Here is a 19,167-nt window from a genome sequence, read left to right on the forward strand (position 1 = left end):
CCCCCGCCTCCCAGCGACGGGTGTGGGCGGATTCCCTCTTCTCGACAAGCCGGCAGGCATGGTTATGGGAAGAGCATTGGCGCGTTCCGTCAGCGCCCGGAGGCCTTCATGTCCGCAGAGACCCACCCCCAGCGGGAAACCCATTCATTCCAGGCGGAGATCCAGCAGCTGCTGAGCCTGGTCATCAACTCGCTCTACAGCCACCAGGAGATCTTCCTGCGCGAGCTGGTGTCCAACGCGTCCGACGCGCTGGACAAGCTGCGCTTCCGCTCCATCACGGAGCCGGAGCTGCTCAAGGACGAGTCCGCGCTGGAGCTTCGCATCATCCCGAACGCCGACCAGGGCACCCTCACCATCGAGGACACCGGCGTCGGCATGACGCACGACGAGCTGGTGAAGAACCTGGGCACCATCGCGCACTCGGGTTCGCGCGAGTTCCTCCAGGCGCTGGCGCAGAAGGGCAAGAACGACGTGCAGCTCATCGGCCAGTTCGGCGTGGGCTTCTACAGCGCGTATCTCGTCGCGGACCGCGTGGAGGTGGTGAGCCGCGCCGCCGGTGAGACGTCCGCGTGGAAGTGGGCGTCGGAGGCGCACGGCACGTTCACGGTGGAGCCGGCGGAGAAGGCCACGCGCGGCACCGCCATCACGCTGCACCTGAAGGCGGACCAGAAGGAGTTCCTGGACGAGTGGAAGCTGAAGCAGCTCATCACCCAGTACTCGGACTACGTGGGCCACCCCATCAAGCTCCAGGTGACGAAGCAGGTGGGCAGCGGGGACACGCAGGCCACGGAGCAGGCGCTGGAGGTGGTGAACAAGGCCAGCGCCCTCTGGCAGCGTCCGAAGAGCGAAATCACGGACGAGCAGTACCAGGAGTTCTACAAGCACCTGACGCACGACTTCGACAAGCCGCTGGCGTGGACGCACTTCAAGGCGGACGGCACGCAGCAGTTCACGGGTCTGCTCTTCGTGCCCAAGCACCCGCCGTTCGACCTGAACTCGCAGCAGCAGCGCGGCGTGCGGCTGTTCGTGAAGCGCGTGTTCATCATGGACCGCTGCGAGGACCTGGTGCCGCAGTGGCTGCGCTTCGTGCGCGGCGTCATCGACTCGGACGACCTGCCGCTCAACGTGTCGCGTGAGATGTTGCAGGACTCGGCGGTGGTGCGCGCCATCCGCAAGCACGTGGTGAAGAAGTCGCTGGACCTCCTGGAGAAGCTGGCCAAGGACAAGCCGGACGACTACCGCACGTTCTGGGAGTCCTTCGGCACGGTGGTGAAGGAAGGCCTGACGCTGGAGACGGAGCACCGCGAGAAGCTGGGCGCGCTGGTGCGCTACGAGTCCTCGCGTGAGGAGGGCCTCACGTCGCTGGCGGACTACGTGGGCCGCATGAAGGAGGGCCAGGAGGCCATCTATTACGTCTACGGCGAGAGCCGGAAGGCGGTGGCGGACAGCCCGCACCTGGAGGCGCTGAAGCAGCGCGGCTACGAGGTGCTCTTCATGACGGACCCGGTGGACGAGTGGGCCGCGCAGGGCCTGCGCGAGTTCCAGGGCAAGCCGCTGGTCTCCGCGCTCAACGCGGACCTGAAGCTCCAGTCCACGGACGAGGAGAAGAAGGCGAAGGAGCAGCAGTCGGAAGGGCTCAAGGGCCTGACGGACAAGATGAAGGACGTGCTGAAGGAGGACGTGCGCGAGGTGCGCGTGTCGGACCGCCTCACGGACTCGCCGGTGTGCCTGGTGGTGTCGGAGGGCGGCACGCCGGCCTACCTGGAGCGCCTGCTCAAGGAGCGCGGCAAGGGAATGCCGCGCATCAAGCGCATCCTGGAGGTCAACCCCAAGCACCCGGTCATCGAGCACCTGCGCGGACTCCTCGCGAACGACCCGGCCGCGCCGCAAGTGGGCGAGTGGATTGAGCTGCTCCACGACCAGGCGCTGCTCACGGAGGGAAGCCCTCTGAGCGACCCGAACCGGTTCGCCCGGCGCATGACGGCGCTGCTCACGCAGGTGGCCGCCCGGAGCTGATGTTCCCGTGCGTGAGCGGGTCGCGAGGCCCGCCACGCACAGCTCATCCCCTGTTCGCCAGCTCCGCCTTCTTCAGGTCCACGAGCAGCGCCTCACCGGTCCACTGGCGGCGCTGCCCCTCTTCCGCCTCGCGGATGAGCTCCACGAGCCGTGAGTTCACCGGCGCGGAGACGCCGTGTTGGTGGGCCAGCCGGACCACCTCGCCGTTGAGGTAGTCCACTTCCGTCTTGCGGCCCGCGTGCAGGTCGTCCCACATGGACGAGCGCGCCTTCGGGTCGATGGCCAGCATCTTCTTCGCCAGCACCGAGAACACCGCGTCCGGCGCCCCCAGCAGCACCGGAATCCATCCCGGCGGCAGCGGCGTCAGCTTCGCGGGCTTCACCCCGGCGCGCCCCAGCACCGCCAGCGCCTCGCCCTGCGCAAGCGCCAGGCACCGCCGCCATGCGCGCTGTGACAGCTCCTCCTTCAACGGGAGGTTCGCCAGCGCGTTGAGCGCGTTGTTGAGGTTGAGCAACAGCTTCGCCCACTGGACCGCGACGATGTCCGAGTGCTGCTTCAACGCCAGCCCCGCGCGGGTGAATGCATCCACGAACGGCGCGAGCGCCGCGTGCCGCTCCACCTCCAGCGTGCCTTCCGACCCCGCGTGGAAATGGCCCTGCCCTTGCGCCGCGACGTTGAAGGGCACCATCCCCGTGAGCACCGTACGGCCGGGCAGCAGACCGCGCACCACCGCCGCGTTGTGCAGTCCGTTCTGGAAGCTGATGACAATGGCCCCGGGCTTGAGCCTCGGCGCGAGCGTCTGCCCTGCCTCCTCCGTCGCCGCGGACTTCACCGTGACGAGCACCAGGTCCGCCGTGGACAGCGCCTCCGGCCCCGTGTCGATGCGCACGTCCGCCGCGGGCACCTTCAGGTCCGCGCCCTGCCAGTCCGTCAGGTGCAGGCCGTGCGCACGCACCTCCGCCACCACCCGCTCGCGGCCAATGAAGCGCACCGTCGCGCCCGTCGCGGCGAGCCGCCCACCCACGTAACAGCCGATGCTGCCCGCGCCGAAGACGACCACCTCAGGAGTCGAAGCCATGGGCGCGCATTCTGGCACGCGCGCTCACGTCGCGGGCCACACCACGACGATGAGCACATCCCACAAGGCATGGCTCACCCAGGACGCGGCGGGCGTCCGGCGCCACTCGGCCAGCGCGCCCCAGGCGAGCGACGTGGGCAGCGCGGCCAGGGCCAGCAACGGCTCACCGAAGCCCAGCAGCACGACGCTCGACAGCACCGCCGACCCAACGACCGCGCCCCACCGGCCCAGCTGGGGACGCAGCGCGCCCTGCACCCAGCCGCGCCAGAACAGCTCCTCCGCCGGAACGAGCAGCAACACCAGGGCCAGCGCCGTCCCCAGCGACCCCGTGCCGAACGTCGAGTAGACGGATTGCAGCGGCTCGCAGAGCGCGTCGGTGAAGCCGCCGCAGAACGCCCACAGGAAGGCCCTCGCGCCCGCGAACAGCACCACCGCCTGGGCGACACCCCACGCGGTATCCGGGAGCGACAGGGAGGGAGGTGGCCTTCGCCAGGGGCCCATCGCCCGCCACGTCACCGCGAGCCAGACGGCGCAGAAGACGGAAGCGACGGCGAAGAAGCGCGGCGGATGCACGTGCACCAGCGCCGTCCAGGCCAGCACGCCGCCAGCGGCCGCGACCCGCCAGAGTGGCAGGGCCGCGTCACCGGCTGACGGCGGTCCAACGGGAGAAGCAGTCATCGCGCGCGGCAGCGTACCCCGGCGCGATGGACACCGGCGGGCACGTTCACGCGTGCACCGCCGGCGCCGGTACGAACCTTCACGACACTACGGGAGGCACGCGCCGCTGCCCGCGCCGTCGCTCACGCACCGGTAGCCCGTGCGGCACGACCCCTGGGTGTTGCTGCTCGACGGCGTGCAGGTCACGAAGCAGTAGGCGGTGGCGCCCCGGTCGTTGCTGTAGCAGTCCGAACCCGACGGGCAGCCGGCCGTCATGCAACTCTGGGTGCAGTAGCCGCCCGGGAAGCTGGTGCCGGTGAGGCACTGGCCCCCCGTGCCGCACGTGCTGTTGGTGGTGCAGGCCCCACCGATGGTCGGCGTGGGCGTGTGGTCGTCGTCCGACTGGTAGGGCACCAGCGTGAAGCTGATGTCGCTGGTCGTCTTGCCCTTGGTGACCGTCACGGTCTCCACCTGGGTGGTGTCGCGCCAGAAGCCCACGCGGTCGCCGTCCTCGAAGTAGTCCCCTTCGCCGGTGTCGTCGATGGACGCCAGCACCAGGTAGTCGCGCGGGGTCACCTTCAGGCTGTAGTTGTACCCACCGGCCGCGCGCACCACGGAGATGCCGTCGTCGTCGACCTGCACCTCGCCCGCCGCGTCCAGGTACGCGAACCCGATGACGGCGTCCTTCTCATCCGAGGCGCCCACGCGGAACTTCACCAGCACCTGCGCGTTGCCCGCGCTCGACGCGCCGGTCAGGTCGATCTGCGCCACGTAGCTGCCCGGCGCCAGCGAGCCCGGGGTGACGGTCACGTTCAGCGCCGTGGACTTGTACGCGGGGACCGACAGCGAGGTGCTGGAGACGGACACCGCGGAGGCGTTGGCGCCGGAGACGGCCACGCTCACCTGCAGCGTGCCGCCGCCGTTATTGCGCACCGTCAGCGCCTGCGACGACGCACCGGTGAAGGACAGCTGCGTGGTGGTGATGGCGAGCTTCGGGGGCAGCGTCGGGTCACCGCCGCCCTTGGCGCGCAGCACCGCGGCGTACGCGTCCACCAGGCCCGCGCCGCAGCCCTCGGAGCACTGGCTCGTCTTGTCCGCGGTGTCCTTCAGGATGGCCTCCACGTCCGCCGCCGTGAGCTTGGAATCCTGCGCCAGCATCAGCGCCACGATGCCCGCCACGTGCGGGGTGGCCATGCTGGTGCCCTGGTACCACTCGTAGGAAGGCTGGTTGGTGCTGTTGGGCAGCGTGGACAGCACGCCGTCCGGGAAGCCGTCGCCGTTGCGGTCCTCGCTCGTCTGGCCGCCAGCGGCCATCACGTCCACCTGCGTGCCGAAGTTGGAGTAGCTGGCGCGCTTGCCGTTGAAGCGCACCGCGCCCACGCAGATGACGTTCTGCTGGTTGCAGGGGAAGCTGCCGTTGGTGTTGACGTTCTCGTTGCCCGCGGCCACCACCAGGATGGCCCCGCGCGCGTTTGCCGCGTTGATGGCGGTCTGCATCTCCGTCGACGCAGGACCGTCGCCGCCCAGGCTCATGTTGATGACCCGCGCGGGCGTGGTGTTCAGCCGCACGCCGGTGACGGGGCCGCCGCTGGCCCAGGTGACGCCGGCGATGATGTCCGCCAGCGAGCCGCCCTGCGTGCCCAGCACGCGCACCGGCAGGATGTTGCGGCCGGACCAGGTGACGCCCGCCACGCCCAAGCCGTTGTCGGACGACGCGCCAATGGTCCCCGCCACGTGCGTGCCGTGGAACGATGAGCCGCCGTTGGGCAGGTCCTTGCCGTTGTCCGTCGGGTCCGTGTCCACGCCATCGCCGTCGCCCGCGTTGGTGAGGCTGGAGATGAGGTCCATGCCCGGCAGCACGCGCGAGTTCAGGTCCGGATGCGACGTGATGCCGGTGTCCACCACCGCCACGACGATGGAGCCGCTGCCCGTGCCCAGGTCCCAGGCCGCTGGCAGGTTCATGTTCTTGTAGTGCCACTGCCGCGAGTAGAGCGGATCATTCGGCACGGCCTGCGCCCGCACGCGGACGTTGCTCTCCGCGTTCTGCACGCCCTGCACGGCCAGCACCTGGGAAAGCACGCGCACGTGCTCCGCCTGGGTGAGCGCGCGCACGGTGGGCGCGCCACCGGACATCGCCTGGGGCTGGCTCACCTCGTAGCGCAGCAGGTGCTGCGTATCGCTCAGGAAGGCCTGGTGCACGACGTGGTAGCCCGCGACGCGCGCCTGCGCGACGGCCTCCTCCGCGGACAGGCCCGGCGTGTCGAAGCGGATGATGATCTCTCCCGGCAGCAGCGACGCCTCGTGCGTCAGCTGCTTGGACGGGATGCCCGTGCGCCACACGCCTTGCGCGGCAAGGGCCTTGGAGACCTTCTGGGACAGGTTCTTCGCACCCGGCAGGGAGAAGAACGCATCCAGCGACGAGCTGGCGTTCGCGGCGGCGGAGCCAGCCTGGAACGGCTGCAGAGAGCCCGAGACGGTCCCCTTCGCCGCATCAGTGTCGTCATCATCGTCTTTGTTGTCGCCGGGACAGGCCGCGAGACCGAGCAATCCCAGGAGGGCAAGGCGGCGGAGCATGAACGGAATCCTTGGAAGAACGTGTGAGAGCGTCCGACCCTAGGTCCGCTGCGGGCAATGCGTCCAGCTGTCCGGGGCCTGGCTGGCTGGTCTCCCTTCCTTCGCGGTTTTGCCCTCACGCAAGGTGTTGTCTGGAAGGCAACGCGCAGCTTCGCAGGCAACAACGGAGGACTATCTCCCCAGGTCCTGCAACACCGCCTCCGCCGCGCGGCGCCCCGACGCGAGCGCTCCGTCGATGGACGCGTTCTCGCGATGGTCTCCGCACACGTAGAGCCCCGCGGCCAGCCGCACGGGCCGGTGCGGCTCCACCAGCGCGGACGGAGGCTGCGCGGGCAGTGCCTCCGCGAGCGTGTACGTGCGCAGATGCCGCCACGCGGACACCGCCGCGCCGAACCACTCCGTGAGCTGCGCACGCACACGCGCCTCCAGTGAGTCCTCGCCGCCCGGGTCGTCCACCACCGACACGGACACCAGCGCCTGGCCTGGGGGTGCGTACGCGGCGGAGACCTCGCTCATCACCGCCACGTTGTTCACCGGTCCGCGCCCCTCACCATTGAGCACGAGCCACGGCCCCTCCACCGGCGGCTCCGGCGCCGCGAAGTACAGACACGTCACGCGGTTCATCCGGGGCGCGGGCATGCCCACGAGCAGCGACGCCGCGCTGCCTGGGTCCGTCGCCACCACCACGGCGTCCGCGTGCAGCAGCTCACTGCCCGGCAGGCGCACGCGGTGCCCCCAGACCTCCTCCACGCGCACGCGCATCCGCAGCGCGCCCGAGGGCAGCTTCGCCGCCAGCTGGTCGGGGATGGCGCCCATCCCCTGCGCGGGCACGGCCGCGTAGCCTGTCGCGAACATCCGGAACACGAACTCCAGCATCCGGCTGGACGTCGTCAGCCCCCGCTCCAGGAAGATGCCGCCGAGGAAGGGCGTGAAGAACGCTTCGAGCATCTCCTCGGAGAAGCCCAGGTCCAGCAGGAAGCGCCGCGACTCCTGCTGGGGCCGCTGCCACAAGTCGCCCAATTCGCCAGACGTCGCGTGCTGCCGCAGCTCCAACACGCGCAGCTTGTCCGACAGACCTCCTGGAGCGTCGAACAGATGCGACACCGCCGTGACGGGATGCCGCAGCGGGTCCGCCAGCGTGTGCAGCCGCCCACCCCGCCACACCTTCGCGCCGGGGATGAAGCGTTGGAGCGAGAGGGCCTTCAGGTCCAGCACCCGCTGACCTTCCGGGTAGGCGGTGAGGTACACCTGGAAGCCCCGGTCCAGCAGGAACCCTTCGTGCGAGTCGGTGCGCACTCTTCCGCCCGGTGAGTCCCCTGCTTCCAGCACGTGCGCGTCCACGCGGGCCTCGAGCAGCGCCGTCGCACACGCCAGGCCCGCGAGCCCCCCACCCACCACGATGACCCCGGGCCGCTTCGCCATGGTCCGCCTTCCGTACGAGCGTGCGGACCCTGGCTTGATAACGCCAGGACGTGCAAGCAAGACTCTGGTTCGGTTGCGGGCATCCGACAGTTACGGCAAAGGTTGCCGTGTGCACGGTGCTCCAGGCACACCCACGCAGGCATCCGCCCGCGTGCCCTTTGGAGAGAAAGAGCAGGAGTTCCCCATGCTGATCGTGATGCGCCCAGACGCGACGGACCAGGACATCGAGCGAGTGAACGATGAGATCCGCCGCCGTGGCTGGCATCCGCACGCGATCGCAGGGGGCTCTCGCACCGCCATCGGCATCACCGGCAACCCGGGCGCGGTGGAGCCGGAGCCCTTCCGCGTGCTGCCCGGCGTCGCGGACGCGGTCGCCATCTCCCAGCCGTTCAAGCTGGTCAGCCGCGAGGTGAAGCCGGAGGACAGCCTGGTGCGCGTGGGCGACCTCACGCTCGGCGGCGCGGCCATCCACGTCATCGCGGGTCCCTGCTCCGTGGAGTCGCGCGAGCAGATCATCTCCACCGCGCAGGCGGTGAAGCAGGCGGGCGCCACCATGCTGCGCGGCGGCGCGTTCAAGCCGCGCACCAGCCCCTATGAGTTCCAGGGCCTCAAGGGTGACGGCCTGGCGCTGCTCGCGGAGGCTCGCAAGGAGACGGGCCTGCTGGTGACGACGGAGGTGAAGGACACGGCGACGCTGGACTCCGTCGCGCAGCACACCGACATCCTCCAGGTGGGCGCGCGCAACATGCAGAACTTCAGCCTGCTGGAGGCGGTGGGCGAGACGCGCAAGCCCGTCCTGCTCAAGCGCGGCATCAGCGCCACCATCAAGGAGCTGTTGATGGCGGCCGAGTACATCGTCGCGCGCGGCAACACCCAGGTCATCCTCTGCGAGCGGGGCATCCGCACGTTCGAGAACATGACGCGCAACACGTTGGATTTGAACGCGGTGCCCATGCTCAAGGCGCTCACGCACCTGCCGGTGTTCGTGGACCCGTCGCACGGCATCGGCGTGCGCAAGGCCGTCCCCGCGATGATGCGGGCCGCGGTCGCCGCGGGCGCGGACGGCCTCATCGTGGAGGTGCATCCGGATCCGCCGCGCGCCAGGTCGGACGGCTTCCAGTCGCTGGACTTCTCCGAGTTCGAGAAGGCCATGGGTGAAGTGCGGGCCATCGCCCAGGCGATGGGACGCGAAATGGTCAGGCTGGGATAGGCCATGACACTCAAGGAAGCGCTGGGCAAGGTAGTGGGCCGGCGCGACCTCTCCCGCGAGGAGATGGCCTCCGTGATGGGCCAGATGCTCGCGGGCGAGGCATCCGCCGCGCAGGTCGGTGCGCTGGCGGCCGCGCTGCGCATGAAGGGAGAGACCGAGGACGAAATCCTCGGCGCGGCGGAGGCCATGCGCGCCTGCGCGGCGAAGATTGCTCCCCTGGCGGAGGTGGTGCTCGACACCTGCGGTACGGGGGGTGACGGAGCGCACACCTTCAACATCTCCACCGCGGTGGCCTTCGTGGCCGCCGGGGCGGGGGTGACGGTGGCCAAGCACGGCAACCGCGCGGTCTCCAGCCGCTGCGGCAGCGCGGACGTGCTGGCGGCGCTGGGCGTGTCCATGGAGCGGGCGCACGCGCAGGTGGCGCGAGACATCGACGAGCACGGGGTGGGCTTCCTCTTCGCGCCCTCGCACCACAGTGCGCTGAGGCACGTGGCGCAGGCGCGCAGGGACCTGGGCTTCCACAGCGTGTTCAACCTGCTGGGGCCGCTGACGAACCCCGCGGGCGCGCGCTACCAGCTGCTGGGCACGTTCGACCGGCAGCGCGTGGAGCAGACCGCGCGCGTGCTGGGGCGCCTGGGCAGCCGGCGCGCCTGGGTGGTGCACGGACACGACGGGCTGGATGAGATTTCGCCGTGCGCGCCCACGGAGGTCGCGGAGCTGTGCGCGGACGGCACCGTGCGCCGCTTCACCGTGACGCCGGAGGACGCGGGCCTGACGACGGTGCCGCGAGAGTCCATCGCGGGAGGCGACGCGGACGAGAACGCGAAGCGCCTGCGCGGGTTGCTCGCGGGAGAGCGTGACGGAGTGCGTACGGCGGTGCTGCTCAACGCGGCCGCCGCGCTGCTCATCGTGGGGCTCGTGGACACCCTGAAGGAAGGCGTGAAGCGGGCCGAGCACGCCATCGACTCCGGGGCCGCCGAACGCAAGCTCGCGGCGCTCATCCAGCGGGTCGCGGCATGACGGCGCGCACTTCCAAACCGAAACTGGCTGCGCGCCTCCGCACGCGGGCGTTGTCGTGGGAGCCCTCTCCGCGCGGTTCACGGCGTTCGCCTCCACGCGAGGTGCCGGCATGACCGCTCTTACCACGAAGCACGCGGCGGTCACCTCCTACACGCGAGGCGTCGTCGCGGGCGCCCGCGCCGCGCGGCACACAGCGGCGGGCCTCCGCACGCGAGGCACTCCATCATGACGACCTCCTCATCGGCCGCGAAGCCCGTTGAAGCACCGGGCACGCTGGACGTCATCATGGCGCGCAAGCGCCGGGAGCTGGGCACCCGCCCGCCGCCCACGCACGGCGCGCATCCCCCGACGCGGGACTTCGCGCAGGCGCTGGTGCGGCGCACGCTCGGACATCCGGTCAACGTCATCGCGGAGGTGAAGCGCAAGAGCCCCTCGGGCGGCGACTTCCCCCACGCGGACGTGGTCGCGGTGGCCCGTTCCTACGAAGCCGCGGGCGCCTGCGCCATCAGCGTGCTCACGGACGGGCCGGACTTCGGCGGCAGCCTGGAGGACCTGGTCGCGGTCCGGGCCGCCGTCTCCATCCCCGTGCTGCGCAAGGACTTCCTCGTCGCCGCCAGCGAGGTGGAGGAGAGCGCGGCCTGGGGCGCGGACGCGGTGCTGCTCATCGCGGATGCGCTCGGGGATTCGGAGCTCCGGGAGATGATCGCCGCGGCGAAGCAGGTGCGCGTGGCCGCGCTCGTGGAAGCCCACACGGAGGCGCACGCCGAACGCGCACTCGCCGCGGGCGCGAGCATCATCGGCCTCAACAACCGCAACCTCGCCACGCTGAAGACGGACACTGGCACGGCGCTCCGGGTGATGCCCGCGCTGCGCTCCCGGTCCACCGCGCTGGTGGCGGAGAGCGGCCTCAAGCACCTGGCGGACCTCACCGCCGCGCGCGACGCGGGCGCCAACGCCGTGCTCGTGGGCGAATCTCTTTTGCGTGACGCGGACCCTGGCCGGGCCCTGCGACGGCTGCTCGGCCTGGAAGGCAGCGGGACATGAGGGTCCTGGTGAAGGTCTGCGGCGTGACGCGCGTCGCGGACGCGAAAGGCGTGTGGGCCGCGGGCGCGGACGCGATGGGGCTCAACTTCCATCCGGGTTCTCCCCGCTTCGTGGACCTGGCCACGGCGGCGGAGCTCGCACGCACGCGGCCCCCGTTGGCCTCCATGGTGGGCGTGTTCGTCAACGCGAAGCCGGAGGACATCCGGGTGCGCGTGCGCGAGTGCGGCCTCACCACCGTGCAACTCCACGGCGATGAGTCCCCCGAGGACTGCTCCGGCTACGGCGTGCCCGTCATCAAGGCGCTGCGCGTGCGCGGGCCGGACGACGTGGAGAAGGCCAGGAGCTACGTGGGCGTGGGTGATGTCGCGGGGCTGCTCCTGGACGGCGCGGCCCCGGGCTACGGCGGTGGCGGCGTCACCTTCGACTGGGCGCTGGTGAAGCAGCTGTCGGACTGCGGCCTGCCGGTGCTGGTGGCGGGCGGCCTCAAGCCTTCCAACGTGGCCGAGGCCGTGAAGGCCACCCGGCCCTACGGTGTGGACGTGGCCAGCGGAGTGGAGTCCTCCCCTGGCATCAAGGACCTGGACGCGGTGCGCGCCTTCGTGCGCACGGTCCAGTCCCTCAACCTCTGAGGAGTCGTGCCATGACGACGGACACTGCCGTGGGCCGCTTCGGCCGTTACGGCGGACGCTATGTGCCGGAGACCCTGGTCCCGGCGCTGCTGGAGCTGGAAGAGGCCTACGCGAAGGCGCAGCAGGACGCGTCCTTCGGCGAGGAAGTGACCCGCGTGCTGCGCGAATACGTGGGCCGTCCCACCACGCTGACGCCAGCGCACCGCCTCACGGAGTCGTGGGGTGGCGCGCAGGTGTGGCTCAAGCGCGAGGACCTGGCGCACACGGGCGCGCACAAAATCAACAACACCGTGGGACAGGTGCTGCTCGCCCGGCGCATGGGCAAGAAGCGCATCATCGCGGAGACGGGCGCGGGCCAGCACGGCGTGGCCACCGCCACCGCGTGCGCGCTCTTCGGCCTGCCCTGCGAGGTGTTCATGGGCGCGCTGGACGTGGAGCGCCAGGCGCTCAACGTCTTCCGCATGCGCGCGCTGGGCGCGGTGGTGCGGCCGGTGGAGTCGGGCTCGCGCACGCTCAAGGACGCGATGAACGAAGCCATGCGCGTCTGGGTGTCGCAGGTGCAGGACACCTACTACGTCATCGGCAGCGCGGCGGGCCCGCACCCCTACCCCACCATCGTGCGCGACTTCCAAGCCGTCATCGGCCGCGAGATTCGCGCCCAGACGCTGGCCACGATGGGCCGGCTGCCGGACGCCATCATCGCGTGCGTGGGCGGCGGCTCGAACGCCATCGGCGCGCTGCACCCCTTCATCCCGGACACGGCGGTGCGGCTCGTCGGAGTGGAGGCGGGAGGCCACGGCCTGGACTCCGGCCAGCACGGCGCGTCGCTGACGCTGGGCACGGAGGGCGTGCTGCACGGCTCGCGCTCGCTGGTGCTCCAGGACGAGAACGGCCAGATTCAGGAGGCGCACAGCATCTCCGCCGGTCTGGACTACCCGGGCGTGGGGCCGGAGCTGGCGCACCTGGCGAAGACGGGGCGCATGGAGGTGCGCACCGCGACGGACGACGAGGCGCTCACGGCCTTCTACGAGGTCGCGCGCTCGGAGGGCATCCTCCCCGCGCTGGAGACGTCGCACGCGTTCGCGGCGGCGCGCTCGCTGGCCCGCGACATGGGCAAGGGCAAGCACCTGGTCATCAACTGCTCGGGCCGGGGTGACAAGGACGTGGCGACCATCTCGGCGCGCGGAGTGCCGCCTGCGACGGGGGTGAAGTCATGAGCACGGAGCTGGGCAAGGCATTCGCGAAGGCAAAGGCCCGCGGAGAAGGCGCGCTGGTGGCGTACGCGATGGCGGGCGACCCGGACCTGCCGAAGTCCGTGGACGTGTTCGCCGCCATGGTGGAGGGCGGCGCGGACGTGCTGGAGATTGGCGTGGCGTTCAGCGACCCCATCGCGGACGGCCCCGTCATCCAGGCCGCTTCGGAGCGGGCGCTGAAGGCCGGAGCCACCCTGCGCCGCGTGCTGGACGAAGTGGTGCCGGAGGTGCGCCGCCGCTGCCCGGAGACGCCGCTGGTCATCATGACCTACGTCAACGTGGTGATGGCCATGGGCGAGGAGCGCTACGCGAAGCTCGCGCGCGAGCGGGGCATCGTGGGCACCATCCTCCCGGACCTGCCACCCGAGGAGAGCGCGAGCATCCGCGCCGCGTTCGACAAGGAGGGCGTGGACCTGGTGCCGCTGTGCGCGCCCACGACGCCGCCCGCGCGCGCGGAGGCCATCGCGAAGGACGCGCGAGGCTTCGTCTATTGCGTGTCCGTGGCGGGCGTCACCGGCATGCGCGCGGAGCTGCCGCCGGACCTGTCCCAGCGGCTGGACCTGGTGAAGCGCGCCGCGTCCGTGCCGGTGGTGGCGGGCTTCGGCATCTCCAACGCGGAAACGGCCCGGCCGCTGGTGGCCCACGCGGACGGCGTCGTCGTGGGCAGCGCGCTGGTGAAGGCCGCCCACTCGGACGGTCCGGCCGCGGCGAAGCAGCTCTGCGCGGACATCAAGCGCGGCCTGAAGCGCTAAGGTCCGCTCCACGCGCCGGCACGTCGCCGGCGCGAGGAGACCGGACATGCACACCCCGCCCATCCTGGGGCCCACCCTCGAAACGCCGCGCCTCATCCTGCGTCCGCCCACGCTCCAGGACCTGGAGGGCTTCGTGGCGATGATGGCGGACGAGGAGTCCGCGCGGTACATCGGCGGCCTCCAGCCCCGCTCCAACGTGTGGCGCGCCGTCTGCGCCATGGCCGGCTCCTGGGTGCTCCAGGGCTTCGCCATGTTCTCCGTGTTCGAGAAGTCCACCGGCAAGTGGGTGGGCCGGCTCGGGCCCTGGCAGCCCGCGGAGTGGCCGGGCCCGGAGGTCGGCTGGGGCCTGTCGCGCGACGCGTGGGGCAAGGGCTACGCGACGGAGGGCGCGGCGGCCACCATCGACTGGGCCTTCGACCATCTCGGGTGGACGGAGGTCATCCACTCCATCTCCCCTCCGAACGAGCCCTCGAAGCAGGTGGCCCGCCGGCTGGGTTCGCGCTTCCTGCACATGGGCATGCTGCCGGCGCCCTACAACGACCATGCGGTGGAGATCTGGGGCCAGAGCCGTGAGGATTGGCGGACACGCAAGCGGTAGCGCGTGCACTTTTCCCTCCCGTCCCGCCACGGGCTGACACAGATTGGCGCCATGAACACACGCGCCCCCCAGGTGGTCCTCGTCCGTCACGGTGAGACGGAGTGGAGCCGCAGCAGCCAGCACACCGGCCGCACGGACCTGCCACTGTTGGAAGAGGGCCGCCAGATGGCGGAGCGGCTCCACGCGCCCCTGAGCAAGTGGCGCTTCGCCGCCGTGTGGACCAGCCCGCTGACGCGCGCGCAGGAGACGTGCGTGCTCGCGGGCTACGGCGACGTGGCCCAGAAGAAGAACGACCTGATGGAGTTCAACTACGGCGACTACGAGGGCCGCACCGGCGCGGACATCCGCACCACGCGCCCGGACTGGACGCTGTGGCAGGACGGCGTGCCCAATGGCGAAACGCTGGAGGACGTGGGCACCCGAGCCGACCGCATCATCGCGGAGGCGCGCGCCCTCCAGGACGACGTGCTCCTCTTCTCGCACGGGCACATGCTGCGCATCCTCGCCTCGCGCTGGCTGGGCCTGCCCCCGGACGGAGGCAGGCTCTTCCACCTGGGCACTGCGTCCATCAGCGTGCTGGGCTCCGAGGCCGGCGGCAAACAGCCGGTCCTCGTGAGCTGGAACGACACCACGCACCTGAAGGACTGACGCCCGCTACAGCTTCCCCTCCAGGAAGTTGCGCACCAGCGACGGGCCTTCCGGCGTCAGCACGCTCTCTGGATGGAACTGCAGGCCCACCACCGGCCGCGTGCGGTGACGCAGCGCCATCACCAGGCCATCCTGGCTCCACGCGGTGGCCTCCAACTCCGCGGGCATGGACTCCGCCGCCACCACCAGCGAGTGGTAGCGCGCCGCCTGGAAGCCCTGCCGCATGCCGGTGAAGACGCCGGTGCCGCCGTGCCGGATGTGCGCCGCCTTGCCATGCACGGGCTCCGGCGCGCGCACCACCTGTCCGCCAAACGCAGCACCAATCGACTGGTGTCCCAGGCACACGCCCAGCACCGGCACTCGAGACTGGGAGATGGCCGCCACGCTCACCCCGGCCTCGTGCGGCGTGCACGGCCCCGGAGACACCACCAGGTGGGACGCACCCGACGCCGCGATGCCCGCGACATCCAGCGCGTCGTTGCGCACGACCTTCACCTCCGCGCCCAGCGTGTAGAGCAACTGCACCAGGTTGAAGGTGAACGAGTCGTAATTGTCGATGACGAGGATCACCGCCCACCTCCTTCGCGAGCCAGGCGCAGCGCGGCGGCCATGGCGCCCGCCTTCGCCTCCGTCTCGTCCGCTTCCTTCATGGGGTCCGAGTCCGCCACCAGCCCCGCCCCGGCGGTCCACATGGTGCGGTCGCCATCCACGAAGAAGGTGCGCAGCGCGATGGCCACATCCAGCGTGCCGCAGAAGGACAGGTAGCCCACCGCGCCGGCATAGGGCCCGCGCCGCATGGGCTCCAGCTCGTCGATGATCTGCATCGCGCGGATCTTCGGTGCGCCTGAAACAGTGCCCGCGGGGAAGGTGCTCGCCAGCGCGTCCAGCGCGTCGAAGCGCGTGGTGTCCAGCTTGCCGCGCACCTGGGACACGATGTGCATCACGTGGCTGTAGCGCTCGATGATCATCAGGTCCTCGATGCGCACCGTGCCCGGCGCGGCCACCCGGCCCACGTCGTTGCGCCCCAGGTCCACCAGCATGATGTGCTCGGCGCGCTCCTTCTCGTCCGCGAGCAGCTCCTTCTCCAGCGCCTGGTCCTCGGCCTCGGAGCCGCCCCGGCGGCGAGTGCCCGCGATGGGCCGCACCACCACATCCCCATCGCGCACCTGCACCAGCAACTCCGGTGACGCGCCCACCAGCGCGCGCGCCTCGCCCAGGTCCACCAGGAACAGGTACGGAGACGGATTCACGCGCCGGAGCGCGCGGTAGAGCGACAGCGGAGGGATGGCGCCCTTCGCCTCGAACCTGCGCGCGAGCACCGCCTGGAAGCAGTCGCCCGCGCGCACGTACTCCTGCACCTTCTCCACCGCCCGGGCGTAGCCCTCGCGGTCCCAGCACGCGACGGGGGCCGGCGCGTTCTTCTGCGCGGGGACGGCGGCGTAGGCCTCCGGCGACAGCGGCCGGCGCAGCTTCTCCGCCATTGCCTCCGCGCGTCCTTCCGCGTCCTTCAGCGCCGCCGCGACACTGCCGTGCAGCGCGGGCCGAGCGATGGTGATGGCCTTGAGCGTCTGGGTGCGCGTGTCGTGGGTGACGAAGTCCTCCGCGATGAGCCACTCGGAGTCCGGGAAGCCCGTGTCGCGCGGATGGCGGTCCGGCACGCTCGGCTCGAACCACGACGTGGCGTTGTAGCCCAGGTAGCCCACGAGCCCGCCCAGGAAGGGCGCCTCGCCCGGCAGCGTCGCCACGGACAGCTCGCGCCACAGCGTGCGCAGCACGTCCAGCGGCCGGCCCTCGCGGCGCTCCTCATGCGAGCCACGCCACAACGTGAGCCCGTCGCGGTCCAGCCGCACGCGGCCCGCCGGGTTCACGCCCACGTGGCTGTAGCGCCCGAAGCGCTCGCCGCCGTAGCACGACTCGAGGATGAAGCCGCGGCTTCCACCGCCCAGCTTCAGGTATGCCGACAGCGGTGTATCCAGGTCCGCCGGCAACTCCACCGACACCGGCACCGCCTGGCCTGCTTCCGCGCGCTGCCGGTAGGCTGCCTTCCGCTCCTGCGCATCCATGGTCGATTGCCCTGACCCCCTCTTCCTTCACCCGGAGGGGCTCCCGGGTGCCCGGCCTTCCGGGCCCTGCACCTACGGCTTCTTCACCTTCGTGAACACGCCGTCATTCCACTGATAGACCTCGCGCGCCGTAACCGTCCACGCCTTGCCTTCTTCCTCTTCCTCGACGGTCTTGCGCGTCACCACGGCCTGCTTCGCGGCCGCCTGGAAGGCCACCTTGAAGGTGCTGAAGTTCGGCGCGTCCGACAGCCCGGCCGCCTCCAGCGCGAGCTTCGCCTTGCCGAGCACGCCCTTCGCCTTCTTCCCGTCCGCCTGCGTGTAGCTCACGTACGTGGTGATGAAGTCCCCGCAGCGCTCCGGCGTGGACTCCATCTCCAGCAGCGCCACGCCCGCCTTCTTCGCGGGAACCAGGCGCATCTTCACCGGACCGCCATGGCCTTCACCGTAGGCCGTGGAGGCCACCTGCACGTCCACGCTGCTCACGCGCCGGGGCGGCTTCACGTTCGGCTCCAGCACGCGCACGCGAGCCTTGAACTCGTTGCTCATCACCACCGTGGCCACTTCCATCTCACCGTCCCCGTCCAGGTCGGCCTCGATGCGGAATGGAGTGAGCGTGTTGCCGAACACCCAGCCCGTGACGGGCGCGGCACCCGCGGGCGCCTTCGCGTCCACCACCGCCACCTGGTACCAGGTGTTGACGTACTCCCCGACCTTCGCGCGGGTCCCCGCCTTCACCACCTTCACGGGCGTGCCCAGCATCAACGTCTGGACCACGGCCGCGTCCGCCGCCGCGTTCGCGCGCAGGTTCCCCTCGTCCACGCCCAGATAGACCGTCCGCCCCGCTTCGAAGGAGGTGAACTCGAAGCTCTCGGGGGCCGGCGCGGCGCCCTCCTCCGCCATCACGGCGCTGTATTCGAGCACCGTCTCGGAGTCCGGTTCTTGCGTCAGGATGAGGGACAAGAAGAGCGCGGACGGCGTCATCACAAAGGGTCCGAGGTTGGGGTTTCCGGGTTTATCCCCTGTCCACGCCCACCATCCAAGGGGCCCTCCGGTCCCTGGCTTCGTCGTTTGGAGCGCAAGCAAGGTCAGGACGGCCGCCCGCCCCCTTGTCAGCGGAGCGCGCGAGAGGGTCCGGCCGTGGGTGGCCCCTGCTCCAAGGCCTCGTTACCTCTAGAGGACCGTGGCCACCGCGACCCACCAGGAACGAATGCCGCTGGTTTCCGTGACGCCGCAGGGGCTGTATTGCCAGGCGGGGAACTTCCACATCGACCCATGGCGTCCGGTGGAGCGGGCGCTCGTCACGCACGCGCACGGCGACCACGCCCGAAGTGGGAGCAAACGCTACCTGGGGGCAGCTCCCGGCCGAGGCCTGTTGCAGCGCCGCCTGGGAGCGGACGCGGTCATCGACACGCTGGAGTACGGCGAGAAGCTGACCGTGGGCGACACCACCGTGAGCTTCCATCCCGCGGGCCACGTGCTGGGCAGCGCGCAGATCCGCGTCGAGCACCGGGGCGAGGTCTGGGTCATCTCCGGCGACTACAAGCGCACGCCGGACCCCACGTGCGCGCCCTTCGAAGTGGTGCGCTGCAACACCTTCATCACCGAGGCGACGTTCGGCCTGCCCATCTACCGTTGGGATGAGACGGGCCTCGTGGCCCAGGACATCCTGCGCTGGTGGGACGCGAACCGCGAGGCGGGCCGCTCCGCGGTGCTGTTCTGCTACGCGCTGGGCAAGGCACAGCGCTTGTTGGCGGAGCTGGGGAAGCTGACGGACCGGCCGGCCTACGTGCACGGCGCGGTGAACGGGCTCGTCACCGCGTACCGCGAGGCGGGCATCGCGATGCTGCCCACGCAGATGGTGTCGGAGACGGAGAAGGGCACGTCCTTCGCGGGCGCGCTGGTGCTGGCGCCGCCGAGCGCGGCCGGCTCCACGTGGATGCGCCGCTTCGGCGAAGCGGAGACGGGCTTCGCGTCGGGGTGGATGCGCGTGCGAGGCAACCGGCGCCGTCGAGGCTACGACCGGGGCTTCGTGCTCTCCGACCACGCGGACTGGCCGGACCTGCTGCGCACGGTGGCGGACACACAGGCGGAGAAGGTGCTCGTCACGCACGGCTACACCGACCCCTTGTCGCACTACCTGCGGGAGCGGGGCGTGGATGCCTCGCCGCTCGCCACGCCCTTCGAGGGCGAAGCGGAGGACTGA

General features: G+C 70.7%; 17 protein-coding genes. 10 read left to right on the forward strand and 7 right to left on the reverse strand.

Annotated elements, in window-relative coordinates; all coding sequences use genetic code 11:
- The first annotated feature begins 108 nt into the window (after positions 1–108).
- On the forward strand, positions 109–2,016 hold the full coding sequence (gene htpG / locus D7Y11_RS23645; protein ID WP_126934858.1) for a molecular chaperone HtpG: 1,908 nt from the start codon (positions 109–111) through the stop codon (positions 2,014–2,016).
- Between the two features lie 43 nt (positions 2,017–2,059).
- Here the strand turns inward: htpG and D7Y11_RS23650 are convergent, their stop codons facing one another.
- The 4 genes from D7Y11_RS23650 to D7Y11_RS23665 form a co-directional block, all read right to left on the reverse strand.
- Positions 2,060–3,094, reverse strand: a complete 1,035-nt coding sequence (locus D7Y11_RS23650) for a 2-dehydropantoate 2-reductase (protein WP_126934859.1) — start codon at positions 3,092–3,094, stop codon at positions 2,060–2,062.
- Positions 3,095–3,118: 24 nt separating this feature from the next.
- The gene (locus tag D7Y11_RS23655) at positions 3,119–3,772 is read right to left on the reverse strand and encodes a CPBP family intramembrane glutamic endopeptidase (protein WP_233607375.1); all 654 of its coding nucleotides are present in this window, start codon (positions 3,770–3,772) and stop codon (positions 3,119–3,121) included.
- Between the two features lie 87 nt (positions 3,773–3,859).
- On the reverse strand, positions 3,860–6,325 hold the full coding sequence (locus D7Y11_RS23660) for a S8 family peptidase (RefSeq protein ID WP_126934860.1): 2,466 nt from the start codon (positions 6,323–6,325) through the stop codon (positions 3,860–3,862).
- Between the two features lie 171 nt (positions 6,326–6,496).
- A complete protein-coding gene (locus D7Y11_RS23665) occupies positions 6,497–7,747 on the reverse strand; it encodes an NAD(P)/FAD-dependent oxidoreductase (RefSeq protein ID WP_126934861.1) in 1,251 nt (416 codons plus the stop codon).
- A gap of 184 nt (positions 7,748–7,931) precedes the next feature.
- Here D7Y11_RS23665 and aroF point away from each other — a divergent pair, with 184 nt between their 5' ends.
- From aroF to D7Y11_RS23705, 8 genes are all read left to right on the forward strand, one after another.
- Positions 7,932–8,957 carry a 3-deoxy-7-phosphoheptulonate synthase gene (gene aroF, locus D7Y11_RS23670; RefSeq protein ID WP_121754573.1) on the forward strand — a complete coding sequence of 342 codons (1,026 nt, stop codon included), beginning with the start codon at positions 7,932–7,934 and terminating at the stop codon, positions 8,955–8,957.
- Positions 8,958–8,960: 3 nt separating this feature from the next.
- Positions 8,961–9,977 (forward strand): anthranilate phosphoribosyltransferase, encoded by a 1,017-nt coding sequence (gene trpD, locus D7Y11_RS23675; RefSeq protein WP_120578339.1) that lies wholly within the window; start codon positions 8,961–8,963, stop codon positions 9,975–9,977.
- A 225-nt stretch (positions 9,978–10,202) separates the two neighbouring features.
- Positions 10,203–11,021, forward strand: a complete 819-nt coding sequence (locus D7Y11_RS23680) for an indole-3-glycerol phosphate synthase TrpC (RefSeq protein ID WP_126934862.1) — start codon at positions 10,203–10,205, stop codon at positions 11,019–11,021.
- Positions 11,018–11,650, forward strand: coding sequence for a phosphoribosylanthranilate isomerase (locus D7Y11_RS23685; protein ID WP_120578337.1), 633 nt, complete (start codon positions 11,018–11,020; stop codon positions 11,648–11,650). Before D7Y11_RS23680 ends, D7Y11_RS23685 begins: the two co-directional genes overlap by 4 nt.
- Before the next feature lie 11 nt (positions 11,651–11,661).
- Positions 11,662–12,867 (forward strand): tryptophan synthase subunit beta, encoded by a 1,206-nt coding sequence (trpB, locus tag D7Y11_RS23690; RefSeq protein ID WP_126934863.1) that lies wholly within the window; start codon positions 11,662–11,664, stop codon positions 12,865–12,867.
- The gene (gene trpA / locus D7Y11_RS23695) at positions 12,864–13,655 is read left to right on the forward strand and encodes a tryptophan synthase subunit alpha (protein ID WP_120578335.1); all 792 of its coding nucleotides are present in this window, start codon (positions 12,864–12,866) and stop codon (positions 13,653–13,655) included. Before trpB ends, trpA begins: the two co-directional genes overlap by 4 nt.
- 46 nt (positions 13,656–13,701) lie before the next feature.
- Positions 13,702–14,253 (forward strand): GNAT family N-acetyltransferase, encoded by a 552-nt coding sequence (locus tag D7Y11_RS23700; protein WP_126934864.1) that lies wholly within the window; start codon positions 13,702–13,704, stop codon positions 14,251–14,253.
- 51 nt (positions 14,254–14,304) lie between these two features.
- Positions 14,305–14,901 (forward strand): histidine phosphatase family protein, encoded by a 597-nt coding sequence (locus tag D7Y11_RS23705; RefSeq protein WP_120578333.1) that lies wholly within the window; start codon positions 14,305–14,307, stop codon positions 14,899–14,901.
- Positions 14,902–14,907: 6 nt separating this feature from the next.
- On the opposite strand, the gene D7Y11_RS23710 is transcribed toward D7Y11_RS23705, so the two are convergent.
- The 3 genes from D7Y11_RS23710 to D7Y11_RS23720 form a co-directional block, all read right to left on the reverse strand.
- A complete protein-coding gene (locus tag D7Y11_RS23710; RefSeq protein WP_120567444.1) occupies positions 14,908–15,471 on the reverse strand; it encodes an aminodeoxychorismate/anthranilate synthase component II in 564 nt (187 codons plus the stop codon).
- The gene (locus tag D7Y11_RS23715; protein ID WP_120578332.1) at positions 15,468–16,964 is read right to left on the reverse strand and encodes an anthranilate synthase component I family protein; all 1,497 of its coding nucleotides are present in this window, start codon (positions 16,962–16,964) and stop codon (positions 15,468–15,470) included. The genes D7Y11_RS23710 and D7Y11_RS23715 overlap by 4 nt, the downstream gene beginning before the upstream one ends.
- A 72-nt stretch (positions 16,965–17,036) precedes the next feature.
- Positions 17,037–17,945, reverse strand: a complete 909-nt coding sequence (locus D7Y11_RS23720; protein ID WP_233607376.1) for an SH3 domain-containing protein — start codon at positions 17,943–17,945, stop codon at positions 17,037–17,039.
- A 226-nt stretch (positions 17,946–18,171) separates the two neighbouring features.
- On the opposite strand from D7Y11_RS23720, the gene D7Y11_RS23725 reads away from it, so the two are divergent.
- Complete coding sequence (locus D7Y11_RS23725) at positions 18,172–19,167, forward strand: ligase-associated DNA damage response exonuclease (protein ID WP_172809884.1); 996 nt, start codon at positions 18,172–18,174, stop codon at positions 19,165–19,167.

It is taken from the genome of Corallococcus sp. AB018, from assembly GCF_003986945.1.
Lineage (GTDB): Bacteria > Myxococcota > Myxococcia > Myxococcales > Myxococcaceae > Corallococcus > Corallococcus exiguus.